Raw genomic sequence first — 15,659 nt, 5'->3', positions numbered from 1 at the left:
ACTCATTATATCACCACCAAAAAACTATTTACCCAGAACAAATCTTGCTAAAATTATCTAAATGAAAATTTCTCCCGAAGACTTTTGAAAAAATAATTATCCTCTAGCTCCGCAAAAGTTACCAACTGTGGTGAACCAGAAATAATAATCTTATCTTTTTTCCTCAATGGGAACGTCGTATCGCCATCGGCTTGTAGTAAAACGTCAATTGACTCCCGTCCGTTCTGGCTCGCCAAAAGATGATGCTCTCTAAACTCACCTACAACAATCTCTACACTATGTTCTGGCTTTATAACAATACTAGGCGTTGGTAAGCCATGATCCAACAATTCAGTAATAACGAGACATTGAATATCTGGAGAAATGATCGGGCCATGAGCAGAGAGGTTGTAGGCAGTCGAACCTGTAGCCGTCGAAACCAAAATACCACTTCCTCTAACCGACTGTATTCCGTAACCACCGATTCCGACTTCGAGCTCTACAACCCCGAGCAAATTGTGCACCAACACTTCATTTACAGCAGACGCCGAAAACACCTTTTCCCCGTTTCTTATGACTTCCGTTAAAAGCGTTGTTCTCTTAACAGCCTTGTAATCTCCATTGAAAAACTTTTCCAGTGCGGTAAAAAAATATTTCTCTTCACGAACCGAGGCCAAGAAACCAACATTGCCAAGATTAAGACCGATAATAATTGCATTTTTTCGTTTTACCATTCGCGCCGCCTCTAAGATTGTCCCATCGCCACCAAGAACGATGATTGCCTCGGCGTTAAGAATTTCCTCTGTTGTAGAAATATTTTTAGAATCAAGCCATTTTTTAATCTTTTTTGCACAATTAACAGCCCTCTCGTTCTCTTCTCGATAAAACAGAAAAATATTTTTTTTTGAATTTTTTAGGGATTTTTTCATGAATTTCTGAGCAATTAAACTAGAATGAAAATATAGCATGAGATAAAAAATTCATGTACTATTCGCAAATGACCAATAAAAACTGGGGATTTGATGTGCGAGACATGGACAGAAACGTGCGCCCACAAGACGATTTCTATCACTACGCGGGTGGTGGTTGGCTCAAGAAAAATCCAATCCCAGCAACAGAATCACGCTGGGGCTCTTTCACTATCCTACGATACGAAACTGAAAAAAAGCTTAAACTTCTTCTTAAAAAACTAGACAGTAAACAGCATTTTTCGGCAAATACACCTGAGCAAATGATTCGAGACCTCTATCGTTCTGGGATAAACACAAAAGAGCGTACACGCCTCGGCATTAAACCAATCGCCAATTACTTAAATCTGATTGACGATATTAAAAATACTGACGATCTCCTTTCTTGTATCACAGAATTTCACGTTATTGGCATCAACGTTCTGTGGGGTTGCGACGTAGACCAAGACATGAAGGATAGTAATAAGAACATTCTTTATTTTTATCAAGGAGGATTGGGTATGCCGGATCGAGATTACTATCTTAAAAACGACAAGGAGTCGTTGCGTGTCCGCGATGCTTACCGTCCCCACATATCGGCAATCTTTAAATTATCCGGCGCTAAAAAACAAATTCACGGCGAAATGTCCGAGATAGTTTACAAAATTGAACACCGTCTCGCAAAACACTCAATGACAAAAGAGGATATTCACGAAGTCGAAAAAATCTACAATAAAAAAACCTTGCCACAACTCAACAAAATTGCCCCAGAAATAAATTGGGGAGAATATTTAGTCCGTATCGGGGCTGGCACACCAAAAACACTCATAGTTTGCCAACCTAACTTTTTTAAAGAAATAAATCGCTGTATCAAAGATATTTCTATCGAGGATTGGCGCATTTACCTAAAGTGGCACCTACTGCGAAGTATGTCTAGTTTTCTAACGCCAGCCTTTAAAAAAGAAAGTTTCCGTTTTTACGGAACGATAATGCTGGGTTCAAAAAAAATGAAGCCACTTTGGCGCCAAGTTTTATCTGTTGTAAACGGTAGCCTTGATGAGTTATTAGGGGAAATCTATGTCAAAGAATATTTCAGTGCCAGAACAAAAGACCGAGCAATTGAAATGGTGCGGGATTTATTTAGCGCATATGAGGCACGCATTAAATCTCTCGACTGGATGAGCCCACAAACAAAAAGAAAGGCTCTCCAGAAACTACACGCAATGGTTTACAAAATTGGTTATCCTGAAAAATGGAAATCGTATCGTGGCCTAAAAATAGACGCGAGTGACTATGTTGGAAATATTATTCGTATCTCTATCTTTGAGCACAATCGTGCTATGAAAAAACTCAGAAAGCCCGTCGACCGGAAAGAGTGGCACATGAGCCCACAAACCATAAACGCATACTGCAATCAAACAATGAATGAAATTGTGTTCCCTGCTGCAATTCTTCAACCACCATTTTTTAACCCAAACTCCGATGACGCAATAAACTATGGCGCAATGGGTATGGTTATTGGACACGAGATAACACACAACTTTGATGACCAGGGATCAAAGTTCGACATAAACGGAAATCTTAAAAATTGGTGGACACCAGCTGACTATAAAAATTTCAAGAAAAAATCACATCCTCTTGTAAAACAGTTCAACTCCTACAAAGTAGCGGATGGTGTCTCAGTCAATGGCCAATTAACGATTGGCGAAAATATTGCCGATTTGGGTGGTCTCGCCATTGCTCTTGATGCATACAAACTAAACCTCGCTCGAACTGGCCGCCATGATATAGCGGGATTTACTCCTGAACAAAGATTTTTCCTCGGATACACTTTATTTGAGAGAGAAAATACTCGTCCTGAATTCCAAAAAATGATGGCAATTAACGACCCGCACTCGCCATCAATATTTCGAGTAAATGGACCTATCTCAAATCTTTCTGAATTTTACGAAGCATTCAACGTAAAGAAAGGAGACAAATTATATCGCGAACCAAAAGATCGTCTAAAAATTTGGTAATTGAAGAAATAGATATTAAAAAACCACAGGCTTTAACTGTGGTTTTTTAATATCGAAACTTAAGCTGATTTTCGAAGTTTCCTTAAATAAGGAGAGATGAAGTAATCAACCCCGTAATATCCAGCGACGCGCCAAGAAAGCATTAGGAAAATTCCTAAAATGAGAAAAATTGGATTAATACTAACTGTTCCAGCAAGTAAGAAATTGAGGTTCATAAATGCTCCAAAGAATGCCGCGATGCCAACAAGACATCCAACCATTAACCCGAGGCCGACCAAAACCTCCCCCACAGCAACCGCATTTGACCACAACATCACATTTGGTAACACAAAATCATTCAAAAAGGATGCGTACCACATCTGCACATCAGGATGTGCGCCAGAAGTTTTGGCTAAAGCTCCTTGTATAAATCCGGTCAATTTTGCTCCAGCTGTATAGCCAAACCATGCTCCATCTTGAACCTTGTCCCATCCTGCGGTAAACCACCCCCATCCAATATAAAGTCTAACCAAAAGCCACAAAGCCGCGCTCTTTGGACTTGAAAACAAAAAATGAGATATCGCCGACTCTTGAACAAAATGTATCGCCATAAAATATATTTAAAAAATTATTACTATCTACCACAATCACACACGTAAATTATACCCTATTCCCGAATCTTTTCCGACAACAAAGTGTTCTTAAAAAAATAACCTCCATTTCTGGAGGCTATTTTTTCTATTTAGGAAGTTTGGCTAGGTGTGTACACTTAAGACAAGCTGTTTGGCCATCGCGGGTTTTAATATATTTATAACCACAAGCACATTCAAGCACTTCGGTTACATGCTTCTTCTCTACCCATTTGCCATTTTTCTGAAACGTTCTAGTTGATGTTGTAAGATTTGGTTTCATATTATTTATGTTCAATAAATGTTAATGCTTTACCTTTCTTGCCCCCACGACCAGTTCGGCCTATGCGATGCACGTAATCATCGTAAGTCGCAGGGATATCATAATTGATGACATGAGAAACGTCTGGAATATCAAGCCCACGAGCAGCCACGTCGGTTGCAACCAAGACTTGTACACGATTGTCTTTAAACATTCCAAGCGAACGCTGTCTGCGAGCATGGTTTTTGTCACCGTGAATTGACTCCGCCTTAAATCCGCGTTCAACTAGTACATTTGATAACTTCTCAACGCCATGTTTTGTTCGCCCAAAAATAAGAACCTTAACAAACTCCTTTTGATTCAAAAGGTCATGGAGAGTATCAACCTTATTGGAAATATTAACCCTTACCACATCCTGATCCACATTTTTTGAAGTATCTCCTGTCTTAACGGAAATACGGACTGGTTCGTGTAAAAACTCATGAATTAGTTTTTCAATTTCTGGTGAAATTGTTGCCGAGAAAAATAGAGTGTGATGCTCTTTTGGCATTCCCGCCATAACAAAACGCATATCATTCACGAATCCCATATCAAGCATTCTGTCTGCTTCATCAAGAACGATGGTGCTAAAATCAGAAAGCTTAATTTTTGCTCGCTCAATCAAATCTTTTAAACGTCCTGGGGTTCCAATAATAAAATTATTTTTATAACGGAGTTCAGAAATTTGTTTTCCAATACTTGCTCCCCCGACACAGCACACAGAAAAAATCTTTGTACCGGTCCTTATTCCACGAGTAAATTCTTTTAGCTCCTCATCAATTTGAATTGCCAATTCGCGAGTTGGAACAACAATTAAAATATTATTCTTAGGATCAAGGCGAACTTTGTTTATAAGAGGAATAAGAAAAGCTGCAGTCTTTCCTGTACCAGTGTTAGCAATACCAACAATATCAGAACCTGAAAGAATGTGCGGAATAGCCCTGTCTTGAATTGGAGTTGGTAAGATATAGCCCTTTTTTATGATTGCCTCTTTTAGCTCTTGTTCAATATTAAAATCAGCAAATTGATGTTCTGGCTTGAAGTGCTCAATTTTTTCAGCAACAACAACGGCCTTGTTTATGAATCTTGAGAAATCAATTCTCTCGCCTCGCATTCCACTTCCTTTTGACTGACTGCGTGAGCTTCCACTTCTACTTCTACTATACCCTCCCGTACTAAAACGTGATGAACTGCCGCCACTTCTAAAAGAAGATGTTGGTCGTGAGTGTGATGAAGAGCTACCGCTCTTAAATGATGACGTTGGTCGTGATGTCGACGAAGAACTGCCACTTCTAAACGAAGACGCGGGTCGTGATGAATAAGACCCCTCTTTTTTAAAAGATGATGGTCTTGATTTAGAAAAAGGTTTTTTAGCACCCTCTCCAGCTCCAGATTTAATATTTCTTGTATACATAAAACGAATTAATTAGGGCTTTTTGCCCCCATAAACTACGGGTCATTAAGATAAAAGGCGACCGTTATGTCTCGCCAGTTTTTTAGATAAAGCTCCGATTTTGTGTGAGCCTTGGTATTTCGGGGAAACCCCTCAAAAACAAAAACCAATGAGATATTTAGTTATTTGAATATACTACACTCTAAATAGTGGGTTGTCAAGGCTAATATCTTCCCCGTTTTGTACCAATTAATACATTGCTCTTAGCTCTGATAGATGATAATCGAGGTCACTTCGTAGTGGATGATTTGGCCAAGCCTTCTTTATTGCCTCAATAATCTCAACATAATGCTCAATAAGATTCTCTTTTGGAACATTAAATCTGCGGAAGGTGTCGTCCCCTTCTCGGCGAAAATCTGAGATAAGTTCTGTGCAGTTTGCCACAGTGTCAGCCGCTTTTATAAGCAGGGAGTTCTTTGGGAGAGTGGCTATTTTTTTCACATTTTGTTTTTTGCGCTCAAGCCAAGGAACATGTCTATTTTTTTCGGTTACATCATCAACCATCTTAGAAACTTCTTCTCCAAAGCGTTTTTTAATCATCCCCACCGTGACTTTCTTGGTATCAACACTGTCCTCAACGGTATCGTGCAATATTCCAGCAACAACAACGTCTTCGTCTTTTGAAATACGAGAGAGGATAAGCCCAACAACAAGCGGGTGGATTACGTAAGGGACATCTTTTCCTTTTCGTTTCTGTTTTTGGTCAAGCTCGTGGACTCGAATAGCAACGCGGATAGATTCTTTGATTTTTTGAGTATATTGCATGTGAAAAAACAACTTTTATTAACAATGGAGTCAGCAGTATAGCAGGTCGTTTTAAAAATGAAACCTTTGACAATAAATTTTTAACAAAATTGATACAAAAAAAATACACCTTAATAAAAAACGGTGCATTTTAAAATGAATTTTATAGAAAAAAGTAATTAAAGCATTTGCCCAAGCTTAAACCCGACCCAAATTCCCAGAAATCCACCAACGGCAGTCAAAATAACCGAGGAAAAAGAAAATACGCTATCTCCCCACAGTAAAGGAAAGTATCCGCCGATAGCCGAACCGATGAACATTCCACCCCATATTAATTTTTTTGAATCTCCCACGAAAATTTAGTCTACTTTTTTCTCTACAACAATCGTGCACTTAGTGACTAGCGCTGCAATAGTACCTACAGCAGCAAGAGCTGGTGCCAAAATTGCTCCAACCGCGCCTATAGTAAGAGGTATCTCAATTAGGGTTTTTCCCTTTTCGTTCTTGATGATTATTCGACGGGCATTACCTTTTTTAACCAGCTTTTTGACAGTCCTAATAACATCCTCCCCAGAGACCTTAAATTCTTCAGTGTTATTTTTCATATGCCTATTTTACCGCACTTTTAAAAAACAAAAAGTGGTTTAAATATATTACTTAAGAGGAGCGGACGCAGCGGTTTTTGAGACGGCTTCGATAAGAGATTGACTCCTGAAAACCTTTGGAAGTTCGTTTCTCCAGTTTGGATTTTTGATATCAATGTCTGGATCAACGCCACGTCCTTCTATTGGCTGATTATCATCTCTTAGGGTTATGCTGTTCACGAGAAAAAGAGAATATTTTTCCCCTTGTGCGATGGTCGTCTCTATCGGATAAGTATTTTCAACTGTTCCCCAACCCCTTGTTGCCGTTCCGACAACATATGCCAACCCAAAGCGCTTAAATGCCGCAGTGGTGAGTTCTGCTGTTGATTGAGTCATGTTATCGGTAAGGATGGCAAATTCTTTATAGCGCTCAAGTTGATCAAATTTTGCCAAAACAGTACGTTGAACCTGATAATCCCCTTGATGAAACAAATCAAAAGCGTATTGCTTCTCTCCAATAAAAAGACCTAGAAAATACTGTAGAAAATCGAGCGCACCACCAACGTTTCCACGAAAATCAATTATCATACTGTCTAATTTTAGTGTCGTACTCGCATTGTTAACTATTACCCCAAATTCCTGCAAGGTGGTTGGAGAAATTTTACTAATCGCAAGATAAAGCGTCTTTCCCAAAACACGTCCAGAGACAGTTGGTTCTATTTTATTCTCATCATACAAAGCTTTTGAATTTTGGTCGGTAAGAACTTTGTGTGCATAGGTTATTTGCTCAAGTTCTTTCTTTGCTTCTGGTGTTCCATCCTTTGCAAGAACAGCCTCCTTTTCTTTAAACGCTTTTTCAACCACTTCTGGTGTTGCCCCCTTTTCTACACCAAGATTTTTATAAAGATCTGTTTCTGGGTTTATATTACTAACATTCTGTCTAAGAGCAGTCTCTTCCTTTGAAGAAAGTATTCCGTTTCTGCCAACCGGTTGGAGATTGTAAGTCACAACAACCAAAGTATCGAGAGTAAGCTTCTTTTTTGCTTCATCATCAGGAAGAGCTCCAATTGCATCAGAAATCATTTTAGCTGTCCCTGCGCGGTCTTTGGTAATTAGTGGTGGAGTACTTGAAGCATTCTGAGCTTTTTGAACAGAGAGCTGGAAATGTGTCGCGAGGTCTTCTTCTTTCATCTGGCTCCAATAATTTTTTAAAATACTGTCGTATGCCTCCATATCAAAACGAACGTAAGCATTGGCTTCCTCGGGGGTTTTGTATGTTATTGGCGCGATAGATGGATTGGAGTATTTATAATATCCAAACCCTGAAAGCGACAAAACGACAATCAGTGTCCCAATGAGAACGAAATTTCTTTTTAGAAAAAACATCATTTGTAATTACGACTATACCACGTTAAACAAGAAATCTTTTTGTGGACAACTCTATTTAACAAAAGAATTGGAACAAAAAACCGCCAGTTTGTGCAAAAAACAAAATATCACTAAAATGGGCACATGTATCAGGCATTGCAAAAAATCATAATCGCTGGAGTAATTTCAGTCACAGTAATTTTACTGTTGGACCTTACTTCACAAGCATTAATTGAAAAAAGTCGCCCACAAAAAACAACTCTATCAGAAAACCAAACAAAAGAAATTCAAAGAGTCTCCGCAGTAACACAACCTGTAGTATCTCAGTACATAAAAATCATTAACAGTTGTGGCCCATATTTTGCCGAACCATGTGTTAATGCTAGATCTGGACCAGGAGAAGGATATCCTGTTATCAGCCACTTGCGCACAGGCTTAATCCTAAAAACTTCTGGGCAAGTGGAGCGCGCTGGACGCGGTTGGTACAAAGTCGTGTTTGATGACTGGATTAGGTATCCAGAACGCGTGAATGAAGATTGGTTTGTATCTGCCGATTTTGTAGATTTATTTTCTGAAGAAGAAGAGTTGTTGCCAAAAAAGAATAACGATAAACCAAACACAAAACGAATTCTTGTAGACCGTGGAGACCAAATACTTTACGCCTACGACGGGAATGTTTTATTTATGAAGGAATCAATCTCAACAGGCCTTGAGTTTACCCCAACGCCTCGTGGACTATTCACTGTTTACAAAAAAACCCCAAGTCGTTATATGCAAGGTCCACTACCTGAAATTAGCGATCAATATTATGATCTTCCTGGCGTTCCGTGGAATTTATATTTTACCGAACAAGGTGGTGTCATTCACGGAGCCTATTGGCACGATAAATTTGGGCAACCTTGGTCACATGGCTGTGTAAATCTTCCACCAGAAAAAGCAGAAAAACTATACCGATGGGCAGATCTCGGTACAAGTATTCTTGTACAAGATTAATTTAATTCAACACCTTGAAAGAATTTAGAAATTTTTTATAAGAATCTGGGAAATTATATTTTTTTGCAGCATTCAATAGAATGTCGTGATACCAGCGTGAAGGCTCCACGTGTTCGCCACTTTTTTCAACAACTTCGTAAACTTCCGCCTCTATTTCTTTCCCGAATTCGTCTAAAACAACAGTGGTGAATCTTCGGTAACCAGTTGGATGCCCTTCATAACCATCCAATCTCTCTAAGTCATCCGAATTAAGTTTATGTAAAAGTCCCCAAACCTCATCTCCTTCACTTTTTATAATGTCCGCGCACCCGCACTGACCCTTTGTCGAAAAAAATGTATACGCGAGTTTGTAGTCTTTTAAGACGGCCTTGCCGACGATTGACGAACAAGGGCATCTTCCCTTCATTTGTTTTTCGTCTTGATTTGAACCGTAAGCAAAATATAAAGCCATTTTTTAATTATAGAAACTATTTGCCACAGTGCAACTCTCAAATGATTGCAAAAATATAGCTTTTAGGAGATACTGCCGACGGTTTTGAACAATCCACAAAAAAGGAGTTTCAGAATGGACAAGCCAAAGATTGTCGTATTTGCTTCAGGAACAGCCGAAGGGGGTGGTTCCGGTTTCAAAAAGTTAGTGGAGGCATCCAGAAATGGAGTCCTTGATGCACATATCATCGGGGTAGTTTCCAACCACGAACGTGGCGGTGTCTGGGAAAAAGCCTCTGCGCTTAACGTCCCATTCATCCATTTCGCGGGGAAATGGAGCGCGGCTGGATACCAAAGTATCGCAAGGGATACGAGGGCTGATTTTTTTGCCCTTTCTGGCTGGCTGAAGCTTGTGAGCGGACTTGATCCGCGAACCAACTTCAGTCCGAAAACCGTGTTCAATATTCACCCTGGTCCGCTTCCAGAATTCGGCGGCTCGGGACTTTATGGGCACCATGTTCACGAAGCTGTGATGAAAGCGTTCCACCAAGGAAAAATCAGAAGTTCTGCGGTCTCGATGCATTTCGTTACGGGAGAGTACGACCGTGGCCCCGTTTTTTTCCGGGTGCCGGTGAAGATTGAGCCTGACGACACGCCAGAGACGCTCGCAGAACGGGTCAACCGTTGCGAGCATTTATACCAAGCGGAAATTACCAACTTGGTGGTCAACGGATTTATCCGTTGGGACGGAAGGAGTCATCATTCCGTATGCCCAATCTTCAGCTCCTCCAAAAATTTCGAGTAACGAAGACTCGAGAGACAACAAAAGCGACCCGAAAGGGCCGCTTTTTTTCATATTAAAATTTTTTCCAAAAAAAAGACGGGTCAGAATGAACTGACCCGTCTGCATCTAAACTCGTTGCCGACTCCTCGACAACTAATCTTCGATGAAAAACTGCGATTCCTTCTTTACCCGCGGAAGACCGGGGGGCATTTCCGAGAACGCCGCCCGTGCAATGGCCATCGAGAGACCGGCGCTATTGCAATAAACGCCGACCTTCTCGTCCATCAATACTGGCCGTCCCGGTATCTGTGAAATCGAGAGCTCAGCTGCGAGCAACTCTTCACTTCCCGAATGGCCGAAAGCAACGCCGATAACCGGAATCCTCCAGCCGTTTGCGTGAAGGTGGGCGTCAAGAACCCCTGGCAAGGCGAATGCCTTCCCTCCGGCAGCAACGACGACATCTGCGCCGAAGCATCCTTGTTTCGTGAATTCCACGAGGTCTAGGGGGTTTCGGTGACAGCTCAATACGTGAATATTGAGCTCATGAAGGAGGCCGTTGCTCACATACTTCTTGGCGACCGCGATTGCCACTTCCGCTTCTTTGCGATCACTCACGCTACCGAAGACAACCGCCACCTTCCGCCCCGTAACGCCCAGCTTTATCTTCAGGGCCGTGGTGAGGTAGGAATCAATCCTCCGGCCGGTAATCAGCCAGAAGATGTAGCGATACATCTCGGAGGTCGCGATGATGAGGTCGTCGGGAATGGACATCCCGTGAACCTTTTTCACATCCTTGGGAGAAAGCGGGTCGAGATTGTTCACCCCGGCATCAATCCCCCAATTGCGGACCAACTGCTTGTCGTACGGCGGTGGTGCCTTGCGATTTTCATCCTTCTGGCTGGCCCGCCAGACATCCGCGCTCCAGAAACGACTGGAGTCCGGAGTGGCCACTTCGTCGCCTAAAACGAGTTGCCCTTCTTCGTCGCGTCCAAACTCGAGCTTGGTGTCGGCAAAAATGATGCCGTGCTTTTCAGCAAAACCACGCACGAACTCGTAAACGGCGAGTAAGGTTTTTGTTTCCTCGGGATATTTCACCCGCACCTCTTTGGCGTCCATCGGAATGTCATGACCCTCGACTTCTTTCGTCGTCGGAGTGTCAAACACGAACGGCAACTTGTCGCCGTCATGAAGACCTTTTGGCAAAGGAACACCAAAGACCTTTCCAGTCGTCTGGTATTCCTTGAGGGCCGACCCCGTCAGATACCCTCGAGCGATAAACTCGATTGGCACCATTTGAAGTTGCTTCACCACGAGCGCACGGGACTGCAAGTCGACATTACCCCGGAGATTGTCCGGGAGGTAATGATCGATTGCAGAACCAGCAGCAACGAGATGTGTCTTGCAGATTTTGGCCTCTTCCAGCTTGGTCATCCAGAAATGCGTCATGGCCGTCAGAATGATTCCCTTCCCGGGAATTATTGCATTCAGGACGTGGTCGAAAATACTGACCGCATCTGTTGCGACAGAAAGGAGTAAGCCACTCCCCAGATCATAGGTGTCGCGTACCTTTCCGCGATTCAAGAGCTTGAGACCCTCGAGAATCGTTCCTGCTGCCCGTGCGGGCGAGAGCTGTAACATGATGTTTCCTCCGCTTGAAAGTTTGGAATCTTAAATTGAAACATGTACATAAACCGCTCTGAAATTAACAGGAAATTGGAGAAATGTCAAATGGGGGGAGGTGTGAACTTGTGTATCAAAACAAAGTTTTTAATAACACCCAACTTGTCTTATTTTATACTTCTAGAAACCAAATTTTTCTTTTCTTTTATTGTAAAGTGTCTCTTTTTGTTTTTTAGTAATAAATCCAAAACTTTCAAGGTTTTTTATAAAACTTACTTTGTCGGTCTTTTTTTGCCATGATTTATATAAAGATAATATTGTAGAGTAAATTTGATTTCCTGCTTTGACCTCTCGCATAAAAAGTAAAGCTACAGCATTTTTTTCAACTATTTCAACAAACGTATTGTGAATCGACTCGAATGCTGGATTTTCATCAGTTTTTGAGTAAATAACCTTAAGAGAGAACTCTTCTAACATATTCAAAAACAGTATATGTTTATCTAAAACAGTTCCGTCCATCCATATATCAGGATAGTTTTTTTCTGCATCAAAGAAAATCGCTAATTGTCGATTAAAATTTACAGAAAATTCTTTTCTAATAAAATCTATAGTTTGGTTTTGTAGACTAATTCTAGAAGAAATAAAACCTGGGTTTCTCTCTTTAATATATCTCTGAACTTCGTCCCATTCAAGAATTATTTTTTCGCGAAAAAAAGTTATCTGATCTATCGTTGCAAACAATTCATCTTGTTTCTTTTTGTAAAAATAAGTAAGTAGTGCCACCCCGATTGAAAGTGACCCAGCTATGCTAAACAAGCTCTGTATCTCATTCAAACCAAATTTTAAGAACACAACCAAATAGACAAGAAAACTAGTAAATACTGTTAGTAAAATAACTGAAAATAATTTAATTTTTTTATAATTCATTTATTCCCGAGTTTAGACTAGTTTATATCATAATATATAGAGAGCTATGGAATTTCATTGGACTCGCCTCTCGCACTGCTGTGCTCGAAACCTACGCCCTCTCTTCGAGGGCTGCGGCCCGCGGTTCGAGTCCAAGTCCGTAATGTTCGCGAAGCTCACTAACTGCCGGACTTGGACTCGAACCAAGATACTCGCCTCCAGAGGGCGATGTCCTACCATTAGACGATCCGGCAACGTAATAAGAAACTTACTACAAAAAACATTATTTCTCAACCACGGAAGATAAAACCTATTTCTTGTGTCTCTTAGAAGACGCCTTCAAAAACTCAGTAAAAAGTGGGTGTGGAGCAAATGGCGTCGCCTGAAACTCAGGATGAAATTGTGTTCCAAGGAAAAATGGATGTTTACGCTTAGGCAATTCCGCGATTTCCATCAACTTGCCGTCTGGTGAACGCCCCGAGAAAACGAGTCCGGCATTTTCCAGTCGTTCGACATATTCGTGATTAACCTCATAACGATGCCTGTGTCGCTCTGAAACTTCTTTTGCTCCATAAGCTTCGCGAGCAATAGTTCCCTCTTTCAAAACTGCAGGATATGAACCGAGCCTCATGCTTCCGCCATAATCTCGTCTTTTTAATTTTTCTTTTTGCTCTGGCAAAATATCAATCACTAGATGCTCTGCGCTTGGATCTATCTCCGCAGTATTGGCGTTTTTTAATCCTAAAACATTTCTTGCATACTCAATGACAATAAGTTGCATTCCATAACAAAGTCCAAGATATGGAATTTTATTTTCGCGGGCGTATTTAATCGCCGCAAGTTTTCCGGCGATACCAGATTCACCAAATCCACCAGGAACAACGACTCCGTCATATTTTTCCAACTGTTTAACTTTCTTGGGGTCCAATTCAAAATCTTTTGAGTTGAGCCAGGTGAGCACTGGGCGTTTTTTCAAATGATAAGCGGAGAATTTTATTGCTTCAATAACAGAAATGTACGAATCGGCCAAAACGAAATCACCTGTATCGAAATATTTTCCAACAACAGCGATTTTAATTTCATCTTTAAATTTCCCGACACCTTCAAAAAATTTTCTCCAGTCAGCTAAGTCGGCGCTGTTCTTTGCTTTTAGTTTTAACTTCTTCAGTAAAATCTCTCCTAAATGATCACGCTCTAAATTGAGTGGGATATCGTAAATACTATCAACATCTGGGGCAGAGATAACACATTCAGGAGAGACGTTACAAAATAGTGCTAATTTATCTTTTCGTTTTTTGTCGAGAGGGCCCTGACTGCGCGCCACAATAATGTCTGGGTGAATTCCCGCGCTTGATAGGGCGCGCACGGCGTGTTGGGTCGGCTTTGTTTTCATCTCTCCGACTTTAGATGGCACTGGAAGATATGAAACAATAACAAACGCCACACTTTCTGGTTTACGAAGTTTCATCATACGAGCAGCTTCTAGAAAAAGAATGTTCTCGTATTCACCGACAGTTCCGCCAATTTCAATCACCACCACGTCAGCGTTTGCTCGTGCACCAGCGCGCTCTATTCGCCCAATAATTTCAAGGGGAATATGTGGAACCACCTGTACACACTTCCCGCCGTACTCTAAATTGCGTTCTTTCTTGATGACAGACTCATACACCCTCCCTGTGGTCATATAATTGGCCCGAGAGAGCTTTACACCCAAGAAACGCTCATAGTTACCCATGTCCTGATCCGTCTCGAAGCCGTCTTCAAGCACGAAAACCTCCCCGTGTTCAGTAGGGTTCATTGTGCCTGCATCCACGTTTACATATGGGTCAATTTTAATCGCGGTCACTTTAAGACCGCGAGATTGTAAAATTTTTCCGATAGATGAAACTGTTACCCCTTTCCCGACGCCTGATATAACACCCCCAACCACAAAAATATACTTTGTTTTATTTTGTTTCATTTAACGGTTATTTTAAATATTTTCTAACTGCAAGCACGCTTGATATCGCTCCCAAAAACGCACCAGACAAAATCAAAATGAAGAATATCTCAAAAAAGTTTGAAAGGTAGTAATCGAAAATATTTATTCCACCAAAAAAGTTGGTTGTAGTTTTACCAACCCAGATTGTTGTTGGGACGAAGAGTATCAATGCAAATATTGCCGAGAAAACTCCATACAAAATTCCACCGACAATAAACGGTCCACGCACATATGAATCGTTTGCTCCAACAAGTTGCATAATGCCAATCTCTTCCCTTGAGATGTAGATCACAAGGCGAATTGTGTTGAAGGAAATTAAAACCGAAAGTATTGCCAAAGCAAAAGCTAATGCAAAACCAATTTTTCTCGAACCATCGATAATGCTTGAGAGACGATCAATGACACTTTTATTTTGATTGTAATTAATTTTATCAATAATTCCACTTGATTGAGCGCCAAGACTGTCGCTTTGCAAAAAGCGAACAATTGCCTCGTACTGGGAAGGATCTTTGGCCTTGATATTTAATGATGCGCCAAGTGGATTATCTCCGAGTTCATCAAGAGCCTGAAGTGTCAGGTAATCATTTTCGTGACGCTTTTTAAACTGCTCAAGAGATTCAACACGAGAAGTATATTTTACAGAAGAAACCTCTGGTAGTTCCTCTAGACGCTTTTTTATAGAAAGAATTTGCGACTCATCCGTTGAAGTTGTGAAGTATGTATTTACATCAACGCGGTCTTTAATCTGAGTCAATGTGTAATCAAGGAGTGCCTGTAAAAAAATAAGCGACCCCAAAAAATATAGGGTCGTTGTGAAGATAAAAATAGAGGAGAGAGAGACGGTGCCAGTGCGCCAAAAGTTGGTTATGCCGGCTTTTATGATACGTCTCAAATCAGTCCCAATCATGTCCCAATCAGTATAACAGAAACGGCTAAATCGAACA

16 protein-coding genes and 1 tRNA gene are annotated in these 15,659 nt (G+C 41.0%); 3 read left to right on the top strand and 14 right to left on the bottom strand.

The window, feature by feature from the left end; translation table 11 throughout:
- Nucleotides 1–53 precede the first annotated feature (53 nt).
- Nucleotides 54–947, bottom strand: a complete 894-nt coding sequence (locus WC724_00220; protein MFA6077437.1) for an NAD(+)/NADH kinase — start codon at nt 945–947, stop codon at nt 54–56.
- Between the two features lie 29 nt (nt 948–976).
- On the opposite strand from WC724_00220, the gene WC724_00215 reads away from it, so the two are divergent.
- Nucleotides 977–2,944, top strand: coding sequence for a M13 family metallopeptidase (locus WC724_00215; GenBank protein ID MFA6077436.1), 1,968 nt, complete (start codon nt 977–979; stop codon nt 2,942–2,944).
- A gap of 59 nt (nt 2,945–3,003) precedes the next feature.
- On the opposite strand, the gene WC724_00210 is transcribed toward WC724_00215, so the two are convergent.
- From WC724_00210 to WC724_00180, 7 genes are all read right to left on the bottom strand, one after another.
- Nucleotides 3,004–3,534: a DoxX family protein gene (locus tag WC724_00210; GenBank protein ID MFA6077435.1), complete on the bottom strand. Its 531-nt coding sequence runs from the start codon at nt 3,532–3,534 to the stop codon at nt 3,004–3,006.
- 127 nt (nt 3,535–3,661) lie between these two features.
- Nucleotides 3,662–3,835 (bottom strand): hypothetical protein, encoded by a 174-nt coding sequence (locus WC724_00205; GenBank protein MFA6077434.1) that lies wholly within the window; start codon nt 3,833–3,835, stop codon nt 3,662–3,664.
- Between the two features lies 1 nt (nt 3,836).
- A complete protein-coding gene (locus WC724_00200) occupies nt 3,837–5,267 on the bottom strand; it encodes a DEAD/DEAH box helicase (protein MFA6077433.1) in 1,431 nt (476 codons plus the stop codon).
- 228 nt (nt 5,268–5,495) lie between these two features.
- Complete coding sequence (locus tag WC724_00195; GenBank protein MFA6077432.1) at nt 5,496–6,071, bottom strand: HD domain-containing protein; 576 nt, start codon at nt 6,069–6,071, stop codon at nt 5,496–5,498.
- A gap of 158 nt (nt 6,072–6,229) precedes the next feature.
- Complete coding sequence (locus WC724_00190; GenBank protein ID MFA6077431.1) at nt 6,230–6,403, bottom strand: hypothetical protein; 174 nt, start codon at nt 6,401–6,403, stop codon at nt 6,230–6,232.
- A gap of 6 nt (nt 6,404–6,409) precedes the next feature.
- Entirely contained in the window at nt 6,410–6,655 is a 246-nt protein-coding gene (locus tag WC724_00185) for a DUF4342 domain-containing protein (GenBank protein ID MFA6077430.1), read from the bottom strand.
- 48 nt (nt 6,656–6,703) lie between these two features.
- On the bottom strand, nt 6,704–8,023 hold the full coding sequence (locus tag WC724_00180) for a S41 family peptidase (GenBank protein ID MFA6077429.1): 1,320 nt from the start codon (nt 8,021–8,023) through the stop codon (nt 6,704–6,706).
- Between the two features lie 123 nt (nt 8,024–8,146).
- Between WC724_00180 and WC724_00175 the strand changes: the two genes are divergently transcribed.
- The gene (locus WC724_00175; GenBank protein MFA6077428.1) at nt 8,147–8,995 is read left to right on the top strand and encodes a L,D-transpeptidase family protein; all 849 of its coding nucleotides are present in this window, start codon (nt 8,147–8,149) and stop codon (nt 8,993–8,995) included.
- Between the two features lies 1 nt (nt 8,996).
- Here WC724_00175 and WC724_00170 read toward each other — a convergent pair whose 3' ends face one another.
- Nucleotides 8,997–9,446, bottom strand: a complete 450-nt coding sequence (locus tag WC724_00170; GenBank protein MFA6077427.1) for a gamma-glutamylcyclotransferase family protein — start codon at nt 9,444–9,446, stop codon at nt 8,997–8,999.
- A gap of 114 nt (nt 9,447–9,560) precedes the next feature.
- Between WC724_00170 and WC724_00165 the strand changes: the two genes are divergently transcribed.
- The gene (locus WC724_00165; GenBank protein MFA6077426.1) at nt 9,561–10,229 is read left to right on the top strand and encodes a formyltransferase family protein; all 669 of its coding nucleotides are present in this window, start codon (nt 9,561–9,563) and stop codon (nt 10,227–10,229) included.
- 132 nt (nt 10,230–10,361) lie between these two features.
- Here WC724_00165 and WC724_00160 read toward each other — a convergent pair whose 3' ends face one another.
- The 5 genes from WC724_00160 to WC724_00140 form a co-directional block, all read right to left on the bottom strand.
- Nucleotides 10,362–11,846, bottom strand: a complete 1,485-nt coding sequence (locus WC724_00160) for a phosphoribosylaminoimidazolesuccinocarboxamide synthase (protein MFA6077425.1) — start codon at nt 11,844–11,846, stop codon at nt 10,362–10,364.
- A gap of 162 nt (nt 11,847–12,008) precedes the next feature.
- Complete coding sequence (locus WC724_00155) at nt 12,009–12,755, bottom strand: hypothetical protein (GenBank protein MFA6077424.1); 747 nt, start codon at nt 12,753–12,755, stop codon at nt 12,009–12,011.
- Nucleotides 12,756–12,917: 162 nt separating this feature from the next.
- Nucleotides 12,918–12,988, bottom strand: a tRNA-Gln gene (locus WC724_00150).
- A gap of 56 nt (nt 12,989–13,044) precedes the next feature.
- Entirely contained in the window at nt 13,045–14,694 is a 1,650-nt protein-coding gene (locus WC724_00145) for a CTP synthase (protein MFA6077423.1), read from the bottom strand.
- 7 nt (nt 14,695–14,701) lie between these two features.
- Complete coding sequence (locus tag WC724_00140) at nt 14,702–15,622, bottom strand: permease-like cell division protein FtsX (protein ID MFA6077422.1); 921 nt, start codon at nt 15,620–15,622, stop codon at nt 14,702–14,704.
- Nucleotides 15,623–15,659 lie beyond the last annotated feature (37 nt).

Source organism: Candidatus Paceibacterota bacterium (genome assembly GCA_041661305.1).
Lineage (GTDB): Bacteria > Patescibacteriota > Minisyncoccia > Phycocordibacterales > VMEP01 > VMEP01.
This window is presented reverse-complemented; position numbering and strand designations above follow the sequence as displayed.